At 59.8% G+C, this 16,074-nt stretch carries 16 protein-coding genes; 4 read left to right on the forward strand and 12 right to left on the reverse strand.

Translation table 11 applies throughout. The features are described from left to right. Positions 1 to 25 precede the first annotated feature (25 nt). From ACQG19_RS17170 to tctD, 4 genes are all read right to left on the reverse strand, one after another. Positions 26 to 1,225 carry a nicotinamide mononucleotide deamidase-related protein YfaY gene (locus ACQG19_RS17170; RefSeq protein ID WP_020690657.1) on the reverse strand — a complete coding sequence of 400 codons (1,200 nt, stop codon included), beginning with the start codon at positions 1,223 to 1,225 and terminating at the stop codon, positions 26 to 28. Between the two features lie 93 nt (positions 1,226 to 1,318). Further along, a complete protein-coding gene (locus ACQG19_RS17175; RefSeq protein ID WP_013098023.1) occupies positions 1,319 to 1,858 on the reverse strand; it encodes a YfaZ family outer membrane protein in 540 nt (179 codons plus the stop codon). A 132-nt stretch (positions 1,859 to 1,990) separates the two neighbouring features. Continuing rightward, the gene (locus ACQG19_RS17180) at positions 1,991 to 3,400 is read right to left on the reverse strand and encodes a sensor histidine kinase (RefSeq protein ID WP_029881725.1); all 1,410 of its coding nucleotides are present in this window, start codon (positions 3,398 to 3,400) and stop codon (positions 1,991 to 1,993) included. After that, positions 3,387 to 4,061, reverse strand: coding sequence for a transcriptional regulator TctD (tctD, locus tag ACQG19_RS17185; RefSeq protein WP_013098025.1), 675 nt, complete (start codon positions 4,059 to 4,061; stop codon positions 3,387 to 3,389). The genes ACQG19_RS17180 and tctD overlap by 14 nt, the downstream gene beginning before the upstream one ends. Before the next feature lie 141 nt (positions 4,062 to 4,202). Here tctD and ACQG19_RS17190 point away from each other — a divergent pair, with 141 nt between their 5' ends. The 3 genes from ACQG19_RS17190 to ACQG19_RS17200 are packed head-to-tail and all read left to right on the forward strand — an operon-like array spanning position 4,203 to position 7,149. Then, a complete protein-coding gene (locus ACQG19_RS17190) occupies positions 4,203 to 5,183 on the forward strand; it encodes a Bug family tripartite tricarboxylate transporter substrate binding protein (protein ID WP_029881726.1) in 981 nt (326 codons plus the stop codon). An 11-nt stretch (positions 5,184 to 5,194) separates the two neighbouring features. Next, positions 5,195 to 5,626: a tripartite tricarboxylate transporter TctB family protein gene (locus ACQG19_RS17195; RefSeq protein ID WP_013098089.1), complete on the forward strand. Its 432-nt coding sequence runs from the start codon at positions 5,195 to 5,197 to the stop codon at positions 5,624 to 5,626. Positions 5,627 to 5,637: 11 nt separating this feature from the next. Beyond that, positions 5,638 to 7,149, forward strand: a complete 1,512-nt coding sequence (locus ACQG19_RS17200; RefSeq protein ID WP_013098090.1) for a tripartite tricarboxylate transporter permease — start codon at positions 5,638 to 5,640, stop codon at positions 7,147 to 7,149. Here ACQG19_RS17200 and menE read toward each other — a convergent pair whose 3' ends face one another. The 8 genes from menE to ACQG19_RS17240 all read right to left on the reverse strand — a co-directional run bounded on the left by menE (position 7,150) and on the right by ACQG19_RS17240 (position 15,070). Then, the gene (menE, locus tag ACQG19_RS17205) at positions 7,150 to 8,511 is read right to left on the reverse strand and encodes an o-succinylbenzoate--CoA ligase (RefSeq protein WP_058678192.1); all 1,362 of its coding nucleotides are present in this window, start codon (positions 8,509 to 8,511) and stop codon (positions 7,150 to 7,152) included. It lies immediately after the preceding gene. Then, positions 8,508 to 9,473 (reverse strand): o-succinylbenzoate synthase, encoded by a 966-nt coding sequence (gene menC / locus ACQG19_RS17210; RefSeq protein ID WP_058678193.1) that lies wholly within the window; start codon positions 9,471 to 9,473, stop codon positions 8,508 to 8,510. The genes menE and menC overlap by 4 nt, the downstream gene beginning before the upstream one ends. Continuing rightward, positions 9,473 to 10,330, reverse strand: coding sequence for a 1,4-dihydroxy-2-naphthoyl-CoA synthase (gene menB, locus ACQG19_RS17215; protein ID WP_013098093.1), 858 nt, complete (start codon positions 10,328 to 10,330; stop codon positions 9,473 to 9,475). The genes menC and menB overlap by 1 nt, the downstream gene beginning before the upstream one ends. After that, on the reverse strand, positions 10,327 to 11,103 hold the full coding sequence (menH, locus tag ACQG19_RS17220; RefSeq protein ID WP_048972298.1) for a 2-succinyl-6-hydroxy-2,4-cyclohexadiene-1-carboxylate synthase: 777 nt from the start codon (positions 11,101 to 11,103) through the stop codon (positions 10,327 to 10,329). The genes menB and menH overlap by 4 nt, the downstream gene beginning before the upstream one ends. Next, positions 11,100 to 12,770 carry a 2-succinyl-5-enolpyruvyl-6-hydroxy-3-cyclohexene-1-carboxylic-acid synthase gene (gene menD, locus ACQG19_RS17225; protein ID WP_058678194.1) on the reverse strand — a complete coding sequence of 557 codons (1,671 nt, stop codon included), beginning with the start codon at positions 12,768 to 12,770 and terminating at the stop codon, positions 11,100 to 11,102. Before menD ends, menH begins: the two co-directional genes overlap by 4 nt. An 88-nt stretch (positions 12,771 to 12,858) precedes the next feature. After that, a complete protein-coding gene (gene menF, locus ACQG19_RS17230) occupies positions 12,859 to 14,154 on the reverse strand; it encodes an isochorismate synthase MenF (RefSeq protein ID WP_013098096.1) in 1,296 nt (431 codons plus the stop codon). A 95-nt stretch (positions 14,155 to 14,249) separates the two neighbouring features. Then, positions 14,250 to 14,555, reverse strand: a complete 306-nt coding sequence (gene elaB, locus ACQG19_RS17235; protein ID WP_028028061.1) for a stress response protein ElaB — start codon at positions 14,553 to 14,555, stop codon at positions 14,250 to 14,252. A gap of 53 nt (positions 14,556 to 14,608) precedes the next feature. Next, positions 14,609 to 15,070, reverse strand: a complete 462-nt coding sequence (locus ACQG19_RS17240; RefSeq protein ID WP_038983959.1) for a GNAT family N-acetyltransferase — start codon at positions 15,068 to 15,070, stop codon at positions 14,609 to 14,611. 70 nt (positions 15,071 to 15,140) lie between these two features. Here ACQG19_RS17240 and rbn point away from each other — a divergent pair, with 70 nt between their 5' ends. Continuing rightward, a complete protein-coding gene (rbn, locus tag ACQG19_RS17245; protein WP_100168257.1) occupies positions 15,141 to 16,058 on the forward strand; it encodes a ribonuclease BN in 918 nt (305 codons plus the stop codon). Positions 16,059 to 16,074: the final 16 nt, after the last annotated feature.

The following is a 16,074-nucleotide window of genomic DNA, read 5'->3' on the forward strand; positions in this document are numbered from 1 at the left end:
CGGGGCCGCCGCCCCGGCAAACCGGTCACTCAACGAACAGCGATTCCACCACGTTGATCCAGCCGTGCTCGCTGGCCACCTCTTTACCTGCCAGCCAGCGACGCAGCATGTTCAGCGCCATCATGGCGCAGACGTCCTGACGCACCGCCAGGCTGTGGCGGGTGATACTCATTTTGACTCTTAAGGCATGCGTCCCTTCCGGCGTAGCCAGCGCAAAGTTGAGATATTCCTCATCCATCCCCCCGACAAACAGCGCCAGCCCGGCAAAATGGTTGACCCGACGTTCTGACGCCCAGCGCGCCGTCTGCGCCAGCGTCTCCTGCTGGAACGGCACCACCTCGCTGGCCAGCAGCGGAGCATTAACGCGCGACAATTGCAGCGCCAGCAGGCCGCCGGTGAACTGCTCGCTGAGGGTGACGCTCAGCTGGCGCGACTGCAGATGCTTCGCAATCTGCGCCGGTAGCCCTTCCGTGCCCTCGAAAATCAGACTTTCGCCCGCCACGCGCTGCACTTCCGGCCAGAGCGCCAGCATCGCCGCTTTCTGCGTGGCAGGCCCGGTGAGCTTGAGTTCAATGATCGGCATGGAAGAGCGATAGCCCATGGATACCCCCGGCGGCAGCGGCAGGTGATCGAGGCTCTGCGCCAGATCGCTTTCCGAACGGCCAAAGGTGGTCAGGCGCAGGCAGACTGGCGGTTCAGGCAGGGTAAAACGTTGGCGAAGGCGCGGCAGGATCTGCTGTTCGACCATCACTTTAAATTCAGACGGGACACCCGGCGTGAAGAACATCAGGCAGCGGTTCAGTTGAACGGCGAAACCGCAGGCGGTACCCACCGGGTTATCGACCAGTTCGGCGCTGGCCGGGATTTCAGCCTGTTTGCGGTTGCTGGGGGCCATCACGCGGCCACGTTCGGAGAAGAAACGCTCCATGTGGGCCAGCCACTCCTCGTGCAACACCAGCCCTTCGCCTTTGGCGGTCGCGGCAGCCAGCGCGCTGAGATCGTCGCTGGTGGGGCCGAGCCCACCGTTCACAATCAGCACGTCGCAGTGTTCGCTACGCTCGCGCAGAACGGTCACCAGCGACTCAAGACTGTCGCCTACGGTATTGCGGCGCGTTAACGGTAATCCTTGCTCAAAGAAAAGATCGGCAAGCCAGGCAGCATTGGTATCAATAATCTGTCCATGCAGCACTTCGTCGCCGGTGGATAACATCTCCACATTAATCATTGTGTTCTCCCGCTTATATGGTGAAAACACTATAGCGCAATCACCGGCATGGAGAGGAGAGAAACTGGCGCGACGGACGCCGCGCCGGAGGGGTTAGAAGCCTGCGCTGACGCCCACGTACGGGCCGTCAGCCAGCGCGTTGTCGCGGTTGCCGTCTTTGCCCGCCAGATTCAGATAACGATAACCCGCTTCAATGGTAATTGGGCGCATGATGGTCCAGCGCGCACCCGCGTTGGCTTCTTCATAGCTGTCGATACCGCTGGAGAGGGAGTCCGGCGAGTAGTAGTACTCACCAAACAGGCCGAAGCTGTCGCCAATTTTCCACTGCAGACCGCCGCCCACCGCTGCCGCGTACCCTTCGTCGCCGTCGTTCGGGTTGGTGTAGATACCTTTACCGCCGACGGTGGCCAGGAACGGGCCAAGAGGAATATTCAGACCCAGGCCGAGGCTTGCCGCATCGCCATCGTCGTCGTTATGCGTCCAGCCGCCGGTCATCGCCAGACCGGCGGTCTCGGTACCCAGGCCAAAGCCCAGATGGGTGTAATCCTGACCCGCTGAGCCGTTAAAGCTGATGGCGTTAGCCGCCGCCGAAACGAATATCAGGCCTAAGCCCATCAATGCCACTTTTTTCATTATCGTGTTCCCGCGCAATTTATAGAAAAGTCCCAAAAAAACCGCGAGATTTTAACCTGAGACGCCTGGCGATCAAGCACTCTGCGTGCGGCGGGCAAGTAGATTGTAACGATTTGAAACGCGCGGTTTTTTTTACGTCAGCAACAGAAAGCGCATTTTTACGCTCAGCCCTCCCAGAGCCTCACTGCGGGAAAGCTGCAGGTGGCTTCGGTGAAGCCGGGCGATATCGCTCGCCAGCGCCAGCCCGATACCCGATCCGCTGGCGTCCCCGACGTTGTCGAGCCGATGGAAAGGCAGTATTGCCTGATGAATTTGGCTGTCTTCGATGCCGGGCCCGCTATCCTCCACGCTGAGCTCAACGCCGCCCGCGTCGGTGTGCAGGAACACGGTGACAATGCCTCCTGCCGGGGTGTACTTGATCGCGTTCTCAAGCAGGTTGGCGCACAGCTCCCCCAGCAGCACCTCATCACCGTCTATCAAGACGGGTTGCTGAATGCCGTCATAACCCAAATCGATCGCCTTGCTGCGCGCCTGCGTCAGTCTGGAGAAACAGCAGTTCTGCACCACCTGAACCAGGTCCACCGGCGCAAACTGGCGATCCCCCTGCTCTTTGCGCCTCACCGTGGAGAGTTGCAGCAGCCGTTCGGTGAGGACGATGGTGTTATCCAGCGTCACGTTCATGGCGCGTAAACTCTCCTGCCACAGGGCCGGATCGTTTCGCGTCAGGGCAACGGAAACCTGGGTTTTGAGCACCGCCAGCGGCGTTTTGAGCTGGTGAGACGCATCGGCGTTGAAGCGCTCCTGGCGGGAAAGTACGCCGCGTAACCTGTCGATATAACGGTTAAAGGCCACGATCAGCAGCCGCGTTTCCGACCAGGGCAGCAGCTCCGGCAGCGGGGCCAGCAGCCCTGGCTCACGGCGCACCATCAGCGAAGAGAGCTGACGCATCGGGCGCAGCACGCGGCGCAGCAGCCAGGCGGTTAAGACCAGCGTCAGCAGCACCAGCAGTCCCTGCGAAACGAGCGAAGAAAACAGAAGCTGAGTGGCGAGATAGCGCCGCGACTGCAAGGTTTCGGCGACGTAGATCTCCGCCATACCGGAAACATTGTCTTCGTTAATCGGCTGGAGTAGCTTCGCCACGCGGATCGCCTGGCCGCGATACTCAGTATGATAAAACCAGGCCAGCGCGGGATAGTGCGTGGTGCGCGACGTGGAGGGGGGCATGTTCGGCAGATCGTCATAGCCGGAGATCACCCGCCCCTCCGGGTCAACCACCTTGTAATAGAGACGATCGTTCATGTTCAGCTCAAAGCTGTCGAGCACCACCCAGGGAACATCAACCAGCAGCTTGCCGTTGTGCACCTCCAGCCGCTCAGAGACGGTACGCGCCGAAGATAACAGCGTGCGGTCGTACGCCTGGGTCGCCGCCTGCAGGGCGCTGACGTAACTGTTAAAAGCCGATAATCCCCATAACAACAGCAGCGGCAGGCCGAGAAAAAGCAGCAGCTGCAGATAAAGCGACTGAGGCTTAACCCACTTCATCGCCGCACTCCAGCACATAGCCCAGTCCGCGCAGGGTGGTGATCCGCACGCCGCTGCCGCTCAGCTTTTTGCGCAGGCGATGAATGTAAAGATCGAGACTCTCCGGGCTGACGTCGTCGTTCAGGCTAAACACCTGATCGAACAACTGCTGCCGGGAAACGGGGCGGGTGCGACGATGCATCAGCACCTTCAGCAGCGACAGTTCGCGCGGGGTGAGCGAGAGCGGCTCGTCGCGCAGCAGGAAAAAACCGTCGTCGTCATACTCCAGCTCCCCAAGGCGCTGGCGTTCCTGGGTTCTCCCCTCGCTTCTGCGCAGCAGGGCGCGAAGCCTGGCGTCCAGCTCCTCCAGCTCAAACGGTTTTGGCAGATAATCATCCGCCCCGGCGTTCAGGCCTTTCACCCGATCCGCCACGTTGCTGCGTGCGGTGAGAAACAGCACCGGCAAGGTCTGGCCGCGTTTACGTAAACGGTGCACCACCTCCAGGCCGTCAAAACCGGGCATACCGATGTCCAGTATCGCCACCGCGTAATTTTCCCCCTGCAGCAGATGATCGGCCGCGCGCCCGTCAGAAACGCAGTCTACGGCAAAGCCCTCCTGCACCAGCGCTTTCTCCAGCCAGTGAGCCAGCTCACGATTATCTTCCGCCAGTAAGAGACGCATATCACATCCTGTAAAGTTGGTGTCGCGTTGAAAGGGAAATGAAAGGTTATTGTTTTAACAATCACGCAACGGAACCGCTACAAGGTGGTTCACATAATCAGAAAAAAACCCGTACCCGTACCCCCGGCGTGAGGATAAACGATGAAAAAACAATTACTTTCAACGATTGCTGCAAGCGTATTAATGTTGAGTGCCTCTGTTGTCCAGGCGCAGGACGCCCCGTCCCGCACCGAATGTATCGCTCCGGCCAAACCGGGCGGCGGTTTCGATCTCACCTGCAAGCTGATTCAGGTCAGCCTGCTGGAGACGAAGGCCATTGAAAAACCGATGCGCGTGACCTACATGCCAGGCGGCGTGGGCGCGGTGGCCTATAACGCGATTGTCGCGCAACGTCCGGCGGAAGCCGGCACAGTGGTGGCCTTCTCCGGCGGCTCGCTGCTTAACCTCTCCCAGGGCAAGTTTGGCCGCTACGGCGTGGATGACGTGCGCTGGCTGGCCACCGTCGGTACCGACTACGGCATGATTGCCGTGCGTGCAGATTCCCCGTGGAAATCCCTGAAAGATTTGCTCACCGCCATGGAAAAAGACCCTAACAGCGTGGTGATTGGTGCAGGCGCCTCCATCGGCAGCCAGGACTGGATGAAAGCCGCCCTGCTGGCGCAGCAGGCGAAAGTGGATCCGCACAAAATGCGTTACGTGGCGTTTGAGGGCGGCGGTGAGCCGGTGACGGCGCTGATGGGCAACCACGTGCAGGCAGTTTCCGGTGACCTCAGTGAAATGGTGCCCTACCTGAACGGCGATAAAATCCGCGTGCTGGCGGTCTTCTCCGAAAACCGTCTGCCGGGACAGCTGGCAAACGTGCCTACTGCAAAAGAACAGGGTTATGACCTCGTCTGGCCGATTATCCGCGGCTTCTTTGTCGGGCCAAAAGTGACCGATGCCGAATACCAGTGGTGGGTCGATACCTTTAACAAACTGCAGCAGACAGACGAATTTAAAAAGCAGCGCGATCTGCGCGGGCTGTTTGAGTTCAACCTGAACGGCAAGCAGCTGGACGAGTATGTCAAAAAACAGGTGAATGACTACCGCGAGAAAGCAAAAGCGTTTGGCCTGGCCAAATAACCGGAGGCGCTATGAGCGATCGCATTTTTGCCGGGATCTGGTTGTTGCTCTGCATTGGCGGGATGTTCGTCGCCTGGCAGATCCACAGCGAATACAGCTATGAACCCGTGGGGCCCCGCCCCTTTCCAATGGGCATTGTCGGCCTGATGCTGCTTTGCTCGGTGGCCATGCTGTTACGCCACCCGGATACCGTAGAGTGGCCGCCTAAGCGCATTTTGCAGCGGCTGCTGGTGATGGTCATTGTGCTGCTGATGTATGCCTGGGGCTTTGAATGGCTCGGCTTCCCGGTGGCGACCGCCATCCTGACGATGGTCATCGGCACGCTGTTTAACGCCAGCCTGCCTGCGGCGGGGATCTCGGGCGTGGTAATGGGCATTTTCCTGTGGTACGCCTTTGACCGCCTGCTGGATGTGACGTTGCCGCTTGGCGCCTGGCTTAATTAACGGAGCACGCTATGGATACCTGGATTTACCTCTCACAGGGGTTCGCTGTGGCGATGACCCCGGAAAACCTGGTGATCGCCCTGATCGGCTGCTTCGTCGGGACGATCGTCGGTCTGTTGCCTGGGCTTGGGCCCATCAACGGGGTCGCTATTTTGCTCCCGCTGGCGTTTGCCCTGCATCTGCCTGCGGAATCAGCGCTGATCCTGCTGGCGACGGTCTACATCGGCTGTGAATATGGCGGCCGAATCTCGTCAATACTGCTCAACGTGCCCGGGGATGCGGCGGCCATTATGACCGCGCTGGATGGTTACCCGATGGCGCGGCAGGGGCGCGGCGGCGTGGCGCTGTCTATTTCCGCCGTCAGTTCGTTCTTTGGCTCGCTGATTGCCATTGGCGGCATCATTCTGTTTGCGCCTGCGCTGGCCCAGTGGTCGCTGGCGTTTGGTCCGGCAGAGTATTTTGCCCTGATGGTCTTCGCCATTGCCTGTCTCGGCAGCATGATGGCACAAAACCCACTGAAATCGTTTTTGTCTGCGCTGATTGGCTTAGGGTTAGCCACCGTCGGCGTGGATGCCAACACCGGGGTCTATCGCTTTACCTTCGACAGCGTTCACCTGTCCGACGGCGTGCAGTTTATCGTGGTCGTGATTGGTCTGTTCTCTGTCTCTGAGATCTTACTGATGCTGGAACATACCAGCAGCGGGCAGACGCTGGTGCGTAAAACTGGCCGGATGCTCTTTAACGCCAAAGAGGGGGTGCAGTGTATCGGTACCACGCTGCGTTCAGCGGTCATTGGCTTCTTTGTTGGCATTCTGCCGGGCGCCGGGGCGACCATCGCCAGCGCCATCACCTACATGACGGAGAAAAAACTCAGCGGCAACAGCGACAGCTTTGGTAAAGGCGATATTCGCGGCGTCGCCGCACCCGAGGCGGCTAACAATGCCTCGGCCTGTGGCTCGTTTATTCCCATGCTGACGCTCGGCGTGCCCGGCTCCGGTACCACGGCGGTGATGATGGGGGCGCTGACGCTCTATAACATCACGCCAGGACCGGCGATGTTCACCGAACAGCCGGATATCGTCTGGGGGCTGATTGCGGCACTGCTGATTGCCAACGTGATGTTGCTGGTCATGAACATTCCGCTGATTGGCCTGTTCACCCGTATGCTGACCATTCCGCTGTGGTTCCTGGTACCCGCAATCGCAGCCGTCTCGGCGGTGGGGGTGTATGCGGTACACAGCACCACCTTCGACCTGATTCTGATGGTGGTGCTGGGGGTGTTCGGCTACATCTTGCGTAAAATGCACTTCCCGATGTCGCCGTTGATTCTGGGCTTTGTGCTGGGTGAGATGCTGGAGCAGAACCTGCGCCGCGCCCTGTCCATCAGCAATGGCGATGTCGCCATTCTGTGGGACAGCAATGTGGCGAAGATCCTGCTGGTGCTGGCTATTGTGGTGGTGGTCGTGCCGCCGGTGCTGCGCCTGCTGCGTCGTCAGCGTAAGCCGCAGCCCGATGTCGGCTAATTAACCAGACAGCTGGGCATTCACCCACTGTTTTAACGCCTGGCGGGAGATCTTAATCCCGCCATTTTTTAACTCCGCAGGCAGTACCAGCCAGTGGACGGGCTGTTCAAATCGTGCCAGTTTGCCCTGTACCCATTCCGGCAAGCGGGTGATATCCGTTCCCGGTTCACACTCCACCACCGCTACCGGACGCTGACCAAATTCGGCGTCATTCAGCGGAACAATGAAGACCTGGCTGATGTGCGGATGGGTCGCGATAATCCGCTCAAGACTCTCCGGCTGAATGCCCTCGCCTCCGCTGAAAAAGAGGTTATCCATCCGACCGAGGATCGTCAGGCGACCGTCATGCAGTTCGCCGCGATCGCGGGTGGCAAACCAGCCCTCTGAATTCGTGAGCGGCAGCAACGCGCCGTCGCGCCAGTAGCCTGAGGCCATGCTTTGCGCCTTGATCCACACTTCACCGTTAACGACCTGAACCTCCCTGCCCGGCAATGCGCTGCCCACGTCCGGCTCACCGTCAGCCTCTTTCGCGCAGACGGTAGAGGCAAACTCCGTCAGGCCATAGCCACAAAACGTAGAAATACCCTGCGCGCGCGCCTGTTGCGTCAACTCAACGGGGATGGCGGCCCCGCCCAGCAGTACCGCTTTCAGCGCGATCCGCTGGTGGGTATTGAGCAGACGCCAGAGCTGGGTTGGCACCAGCGAGGCATGCGTACACCCCTGCAAGGCCTGCTCCAGCGGCTGCTTCTCGCGTACGGTTAAGCGCGCGCCAGCCTGCAGCCAGCGCCATAAAATCCCCTGCCCGGAGACATGAAACAGCGGCAGCGAAAGCAGCCAGTCGTCATCGTCGCCGTAGGGCATCAGCGCGAGGACGCCCTCAGCGCTTGCAAGATGCGCCCCGCAGGTATGAACGGCCGCTTTCGGCAGCCCGGTGGAGCCGGAGGTGAGCGTCATCGAGGCCAGCCGCTCAGGCTGCCATGCCACGCGGTATTCGCCGGACGGAGCATGCACGCTAAGCGCGGCGAGCCCGTCATAGTGACCGTCCAGCACCAGCACAAAACGCAGCGTCATCTGAGGAAGTAATACCTCCAGCAGGGGATGCGGGAGCTGGGGATTAACCGGAAGAATTCGCGCGCCGCACTGGAGCAGCGCCAGCCATGCCAGCAGGGTCTGCGGGTGATTATGGGCGAGCAGCAGCACGCCGTCACCCGCCTCCACGCCCTGCTGATGAAACCCTGCAGCCAGATTGTCGATGCGGGTGCAGAGCTGTTGCCAGCTCAGCACCTCGTCGTTTAGACGCAGAGCCGGTGTATCAGCACGCTGCTCGCGCCAGTGCCGCCACGGCCAGTCGCTAAAACTCATTGCAACGGCTCCAGCGCCTCAACGCCCGCGCACGGCAGCGCGCTCCCCGGCCACGGGCGAATGAGCTGGGTTTGCATCAGGTTTAACGTATCCAGCCCCGGGATGGTGTCGGGCGTTAACCAGGCGGCAATGCGCGCCAGCTGCGTCAGCCCAAGGCTGGATTCGATGGAGGAGCTGATCACCGCCGTCAGCCCTGCCTCATGCGCTGCCGCCACCTGTTCGCGCACCTTCGCCAGACTGCCCGTTAGCGTCGGTTTTATGACCACGGCGCTGACGCCTGGCTCGGCGCTAAAGGCAAAGTCCGCCTCGCGCAGGCTTTCATCCCAGGCGATGGCAATGCCGGTTTCTCGGGCAAAAGCGCGTGAATCCTCACGGGTTTTACACGGCTCTTCCAGAAAAGCGATGCGGCTGCGGTACGCCGGGTTGACGTACTTCGCGAACTGCTGCGCCTTAAGCGGCGTCCAGGCGCGGTTGGCATCCAGACGCAGGCGCAGATCGGGGATCGCCTCCAGCAAGAGGTTAGCGACCATGCCGTCGCGTACCGCTTCGTAAAGACCGACTTTGATTTTCGCCACTTTCTCGCCGGGCATTGCGATGAGCAAGGCAAACAGCTCGTCCGGATCGCCCGTGCAGAGCGGCGCGGCACGGTAATCGGCCTCATCAGGCAGGCTGCCGTCGAGCTCCGCGAGCGCGCAGCTGATGCCAAATGCGGCGGAAGGGAGATCGGGCAGCGGCGGATTCAGGCCTGTACGCCATTCCTCTACCCATGCCATCAGCGCAGCCTGCGCCTCCTCCAGCGACTCCAGGCTAAAGCCCGGCAGAGGCGAAATCTCGCCCCAGCCCTGCCCTTCACCCTGCTGCAATTGCACGAAGAAGCCATCACGGGTTTTTAACCGCCGTTCACGCAGCACCACGCCCGCGTCCATCGGTATCTGCCAGCGGTAAACCTGCGCGCGACGCATTACGGGTTCCGTTTGTATTTACTGAAGTCTGGCTGGCGTTTTTCGTTAAACGCGTTGCGTCCTTCCTGACCCTCTTCGGTCATGTAGAACAGCATAGTGGCGTTACCCGCCAGCTCCTGCAGCCCCGCCTGACCGTCACAGTCAGCGTTCAGGGCCGCTTTCAGGCAGCGCAGCGCCATTGGGCTGTTCTGCAGCATTTCGCGACACCAGCGAACGGTCTCTTTTTCGAGATCGGCAATCGGCACCACGGTGTTAACCAGGCCCATATCCAGCGCTTCCTGGGCGTTGTACTGACGGCACAGGAACCAGATTTCGCGGGCTTTTTTCTGACCGACAATGCGCGCCATGTAAGAAGCCCCCCAGCCGCCGTCAAAAGAGCCGACTTTCGGGCCCGTCTGACCGAAGATGGCGTTCTCTGCGGCAATGGTCAGATCGCACATCATGTGCAGCACGTGGCCGCCGCCGATGGAGTAGCCTGCCACCATGGCCACCACGGGTTTTGGGCAGGTACGGATTTGACGCTGGAAATCAAGCACGTTCAGGTGATGGGTACCCGCATCGTCCTGGTATCCGCCGTAGTCACCGCGTACTTTCTGATCGCCACCGGAGCAGAACGCTTTTTCGCCTTCCCCGGTCAGGACGATAACGCCGATGTTGTCGTCATAGCGCGCATCCGCCAGGGCCTGAATCATCTCTTTTACGGTCAGGGGACGGAAGGCGTTACGCACCTGCGGACGATTAATGGTGATTTTGGCGATACCGTCAGCCGATTTGTGGTAACGAATGTCGGTGTAACCTTCGGAGCAGTCTTGCCATTCAACCGGTGCATAGAGCATGTTTTCATCAGGATAGATCATAGAGTGTCCTTTATTCGACGACGCAGTATCTGAGCCAGACTCGCGCTAACCGCCCCGGGATTTTCCCGGTGGGCGTTGTGTCCGGCGTTTGGAATGACATGGCGAACAGCGTTCAGTTCAGCGGCCAGGGCCGCGAACTTCTCGTCACGTTCGCCATAGAGATAATCAAAAGGGAAATTTCGCGCGCTGAGGGCGGCACGCAGGTCTGGTTGCACGGCGAGCGAGGTTGCCTCAAGCATCATCGCCAGGTTTGTGCCCGCGTTGCGACAGCGCAGGGCGATGAGCGCCCTGCGCTGGCTGTCCGTCAGGGAGGCAAAGACAGGCTGTTGATACCAGTCGGCAAAGACGTTTGAGAGGGGCTGCGTGCGAAAACGCTGCGCCCACAGATGGTCGGATGCTGCTCTTGCCTCTCGTGCTGCGACCCCCTTCAGGCCCGGATGTCCGCCTTCCACCATGATGCCGCAAAGCCCCGCAGGATCCTGGCAGGCATGAAACATCGCAATGCGGCCGCCAAGGGAGTACCCCACCAGCCAGTAGTTAAGTATGTTGTAACTAACAAGGGTTCGGGTAAGCACGTCACTCATCTCTTCGAACCCCGTGACGGCCATACTGGCGGACCGGCCATGCCCCGGCAGGTCGAGATAAAGCCGGGGATAATCGCTGAGCGCCTCGCCGACCGTCTGCCACTCGCGGCAATCGCCAGAAAATCCATGCAAAAAGACCAGCCAGGGGTAACCTGGCTTACCGGCCTGTTGCGCGCCTGCGAGGATCACAGGTGGCTCACCTGCGCCAGCAGACTTTGCAGCTTCTGCGCACCGTCAGCCTCGTTGACGACCAGTTCAATCAGCGTTGCACCGGGCTGTCGCCAGGCGCTGCTCAGGACTGCATCCAGCGCTTCCCAGTTTTCCGGGCGGTGGTATTTCAGGTTAAACATCGCTGCGGCATGTTCAAACTGCACGTTCTGCGGCATCAGATAGAAGCGCTCGCGTTCGCTCTGCGGTGTCGGCAGCAGGGAGAAGATCTGCCCGCCGTTATTGTTGACCACAATCAGCACAAACGGCGCCGACACCTGCCGCAGCAGCGCCAGCGCATTGAGATCGTACAGCGCCGAAAGATCGCCCACGATCGCCAGCGTGGATTTCGCGCTGGCTCGCTGCACACCCGCCGCCGTGGAGATCAGCCCGTCAATGCCGCTGGCTCCCCGGTTACTGTAGACCGGATAGCCCGCAGGCAGTTTTGAGAACGCATCAATCAGACGCACCACCAGGCTGTTGCCGACAAACAGTTGCCCCTGCTCCGGCAGATACCGGTAAATACGGTGCGCCAGCTCCGCTTCACCAAACTCTTCGCATTTTGCACGGGTCAACTCCCACGCCTGACGCGACAGCGCCGGGATCTCAACGGCCCACGGGGCGCGCTTTTCCGCCGGGTGGAGCGCCAGCCAGGCGTCAATGTCGCTCACCAGACGACGACCGCGATGGTGCGCCGGATCGAGCCGCCCTTCCAGCGGATCCACCAGCCAGTACTCTTCCGGGCTACAGGTTGCCTGCCACTGCAGTAACCGTTTGCCGGTCAGGCTTGCGCCCAGCTGAACCACAATCTGCGCCTGCGCCAGCTCAGTCACCGCTTTCGCATTCCCGAGCCAGAGATCGGCACACGGCAGCGGCTGTCCGGTCTGGGACAGCACGTCGCCAATCAGCGGCCAGCCAAGGGTGTGTGCCCATTCGGCCACCTGCCTGCCTTCGGCAGCGCTCATGCGCCCGGCAATAACCACGCCGCGTTTTTGTCGCCAGAAAAACCAGTCACGTTGCTTTGCGCTCTCAAGGTGTGTCTGCTCGCGCAGCCACGGCTTTTCGCTCTCCCACCAGTCGCCAAGCTGCTGCTGCCAGGCAAGACCAGTGTCGTCCATTTCGCCGTACAACGGCTCGGCAAACGGACAGTTAATATGTAACGCCCCGCTGCGCAACGTCTCCATGGCGTGATCGACGGTCGAGACCAGCCAGCTTGCGGGAATGTCCTGCGTGGGTCGGGGTAACGAAACCGTCTGCGAAGGATGCGAGGCAAAGAGGCCCGGCTGACGAATAGCCTGGTTCGCTCCGCAGTCAATAAGCTCGGGCGGGCGATCGGCCGTCAGCAGCACCAGTTTCTCACCGGTCAGCCCGGCTTCGATAAGGGCCGGATAGAGGTTTGCCACGGCAGTACCGGAGGTGACGATCACCGCCACCGGTTCCTTGCTGACCTTTGCCAGCCCCAGAGCCAGGTGGCCCAGGCCGCGCTCGTCAAAATGGGTGTGGTGAATAAATGCCCGGTTCTCTGCTGCCGCCAGCGTCAGCGGTGTGGAGCGTGAGCCCGGCGCAATACACACATGCCTGACGCCATGGCGAGTCAGGGCTTCAAGGATCACCGTCGCCCAGCGTCGGTTAAAAGAACTTACTGACATGAGATTGTCCGGTATCAAGAATGCGACACAGTATAAATAATAGAAAAAAATAGAATTTTGATATGAATCGGGATTGCGCGAATCAGTACTAATCCTTCAGGAGCAGAGAGCGCAAGCCTGCGGCTTTATTTTCGATCTCCTGCCATTCCTGTTCCGGATCGGAACCGCTGACGATCCCCGCCCCGGCGTAAAGACGGACGGTGGCGTCATGGACGCGCGCCGAGCGCAGGGCCACGCAGAACTCGCTTTGTTCTGGCGACAGATATCCGGCGGATCCGGCATACCATTCCCGGTCGAAAGGTTCAACGCGGTGTATGAATTCGCGTGCTGGCTGGCGCGGTAACCCGGCAACCGCAGCCGTCGGCTGCAGCACATGCAGACATTGCTCATCATCCGCATGCTTGAGCTCGGTCCAGATGCAGCGGCGAAGATGCTGCACTTTGCGCAACCGCATAACCTGTGCTGGCAGGACCTCCAGCGTCCGGGTATGGTGCTGCAGCCGCTGGCAGATATCCTCTACCACCAGCATGTTTTCACGCTGGTTTTTATCATCGTTCATCAGCCAGTCGCCCAGAAGGCGGGCCTGCTTGTCATCGGGATGGCTGGCGACGGTACCGGCCAGCGCTTCGGTACGCAGCAGGTTGCCGCGCCGCCGCCACAGCCGTTCAGGTGTGGAGCCAAGAAACGCGTTGCTGGCATCGAAAACCATGCAGAAATGATAGCAGTTCAGATTCAGGGCACGGCTGGCCGCCATCAGCGCCACGGCATTCACAGGCTGACTGAACTGCAGATCGGTTGCCCGGGCGAGCACCACCTTTTCGACTTCGCCGCGCGCAATGGTCTCTGTCGCCTGACGGATAAGGCGCAGCCATTCCGGTTTTTGCGGCTGATGGGTCTCCTGCACTACCTGGGCGGAGAGCGGGCGGATTGGGCGGGCATCGCGAAGCTGCTGTAAGAACGCCAGCGCCGCGTCGGCATCCTCCTGAAGGGAACGGTCACTCCACAGCTGCAGACGCAACGTGGCGGTCCCGGCAGAACGTCGCCACAGCAGGCGGGGTAAAAAGAGACTGCCCTGCTCCGGGGTGAAGGCATTCAGGCCGCAGATCCGCGTGTCGTTCGCTACAGGCTGTTGCTGTAAAAACTGCGAAGCCTGAGCCAGGGAGGAAAAATGGATGACGGCGCCCAGCGCAGCCAGCTCTTCATCACCGTTACGCTGCTGCCAGTAAAACTGGGGAAAGAGGCACTGAGCACCAAGCCAGGCGAGAGGGTCGAAAGCGTCGTTTAACGGGAAAGAGACGTCAACGTGACGTAAGCCGGGTGTAGCGGGTAACGCTTGCGCAAGCTGAGTACGCAGACGTTCCAGCGCGTTGGAAATCGAATGCACGCGAACCTCTCCCTGTAAAAACGCTTAGTATACGGGGTACCATCAGAAATATCAGTACCCACGTATAGGGAGGGGTTAAGCGTCCGATTCAGGGGTTAACGACGGGCCAGAAGCAGCCCCAGCACCAGCCCCACCGCCGCTCCGACACCAATGCCTTGCCACGGTTTTTCATGGACGTAATCATCGGCGCGATACACCGCTTTTTTTGCGCGGTAGTAGTAATTGTCGGACGCATGGCTGACGCGGGTTTTGACGTCATGTAGCGCCTGTTCGGCACGTGCCTTGAGTTCGATATATTTCTGATCGGCAGGGTCGCCGGACGAACGTAACACCTCTTCCAGCGTTTCGCTCAGTAACGTCAGGTCGTCATCGACACGGGTATCCCAGGATTGAAATGACATATTTTTCTCCATGTTAGTACACCAGTCCGCTAACTATAGCCAACGACCTGCCATTACGCCTGTTTCACTTCCCGCGCCATACCGATATGAGGAATGCCGTCTTCGTCGTACACGTCCGTGACCGGCATAAAGCCAAAGTGGCCGTAGAAAGACTGAAGGTGCGCCTGTGCGCCAAGGTATAACGCCTTGTCTGGCCACTGTTTTTGGCATGCCTCCAGCGTTTTTTCCATCAGCTGATAGCCCAGTTTTTCACCGCGCGCCTTGCCGCTAATAATGACGCGACCAATAACGACAGGCTCAAAATCGTCCTCGCTTTTCAGAATCCTCGCATACGCCACCAGCTCGTTATCCCTCCAGCCGAGAATATGACGGTTCTCGCCCACCAGATCATCACCATCGATGTCCTGATACGGGCAGGTTTGTTCCACAACAAACACTTCGCAGCGCAGTTTGAGCAGGGCGTACAGTGTCTGAACGGTGAGTTCACTATGGTGTAAATCTTGCCACTGGATCATGTCGGTCTCCTTCCTGGGTTCATCACGTTATACTAAACCCTCCCCCATTCGGCAAAGGGCTGATTGCGTTATGGAACTGATTTTTCTGGGTACGTCCGCTGGCGTGCCAACACGCACACGAAACGTGACCGCGATCCTGCTGGATCTGCAGCACCCAACCCGTGGCGGACTGTGGCTGTTTGACTGTGGCGAAGGAACGCAGCATCAGCTGTTACACACCGCTTATCATCCCGGTAAGCTGGATAAGATCTTTATCACGCATCTGCATGGCGATCACCTGTTTGGCCTGCCGGGCCTGCTGTGCAGCCGTTCGATGGCGGGTAATGCCAACCCGCTGACGATTTACGGACCGGCGGGTACTGGTGAGTTTGTTGAAACCACGCTGCGCCTGAGCGGGTCGTGGACAGATTATCCGCTGGAGGTGATTGAGATAACCGAGGGGCTGGTTTTGGATGACGGGGACTATACCGTCACCGCCCGGCCGCTCAACCATCCGGTTGAGTGCTATGGCTACCGCATCGAAGCGCATGATAAGCCCGGCGCGCTCGACGCCGCTGCGCTGATTGCCGATGGTGTGAAGCCCGGACCGCTTTTTCAGCGCCTGAAACAGGGCGAAACCGTCACGCTTGAGGACGGCCGCACGATTAATGGCCAGGACTATCTCGCCCCACCGCAGCCAGGGAAAAAACTGGCGATTTTTGGCGATACCGCGCCCTGCCCTGCGGCCCTGCAACTGGCGCGAGAGGTGGATGTGATGGTGCACGAAGCCACGCTTGAAACGGCGATGGAAGAGAAAGCCAACAGCCGGGGTCACAGCTCAACACGTCAGGCGGCGGCGCTTGCCCGTGAAGCGAACGTCGGAAGATTGATTGTCACCCATGTCAGCTCGCGCTATGACGCCCACGGCTGTGAAAAACTGCTGGCAGAGTGCCGCGACGTGTTCCCGGCATGTGAGCTGGCCAACGATTTCACTCAGGTCAGCGTTTAGTCCTTCATTTTTCTCT

It is taken from the genome of Enterobacter cloacae complex sp. 277I4, from assembly GCF_050031465.1.
In the GTDB taxonomy this organism is placed as follows: Bacteria; Pseudomonadota; Gammaproteobacteria; order Enterobacterales; family Enterobacteriaceae; genus Enterobacter; species Enterobacter cloacae.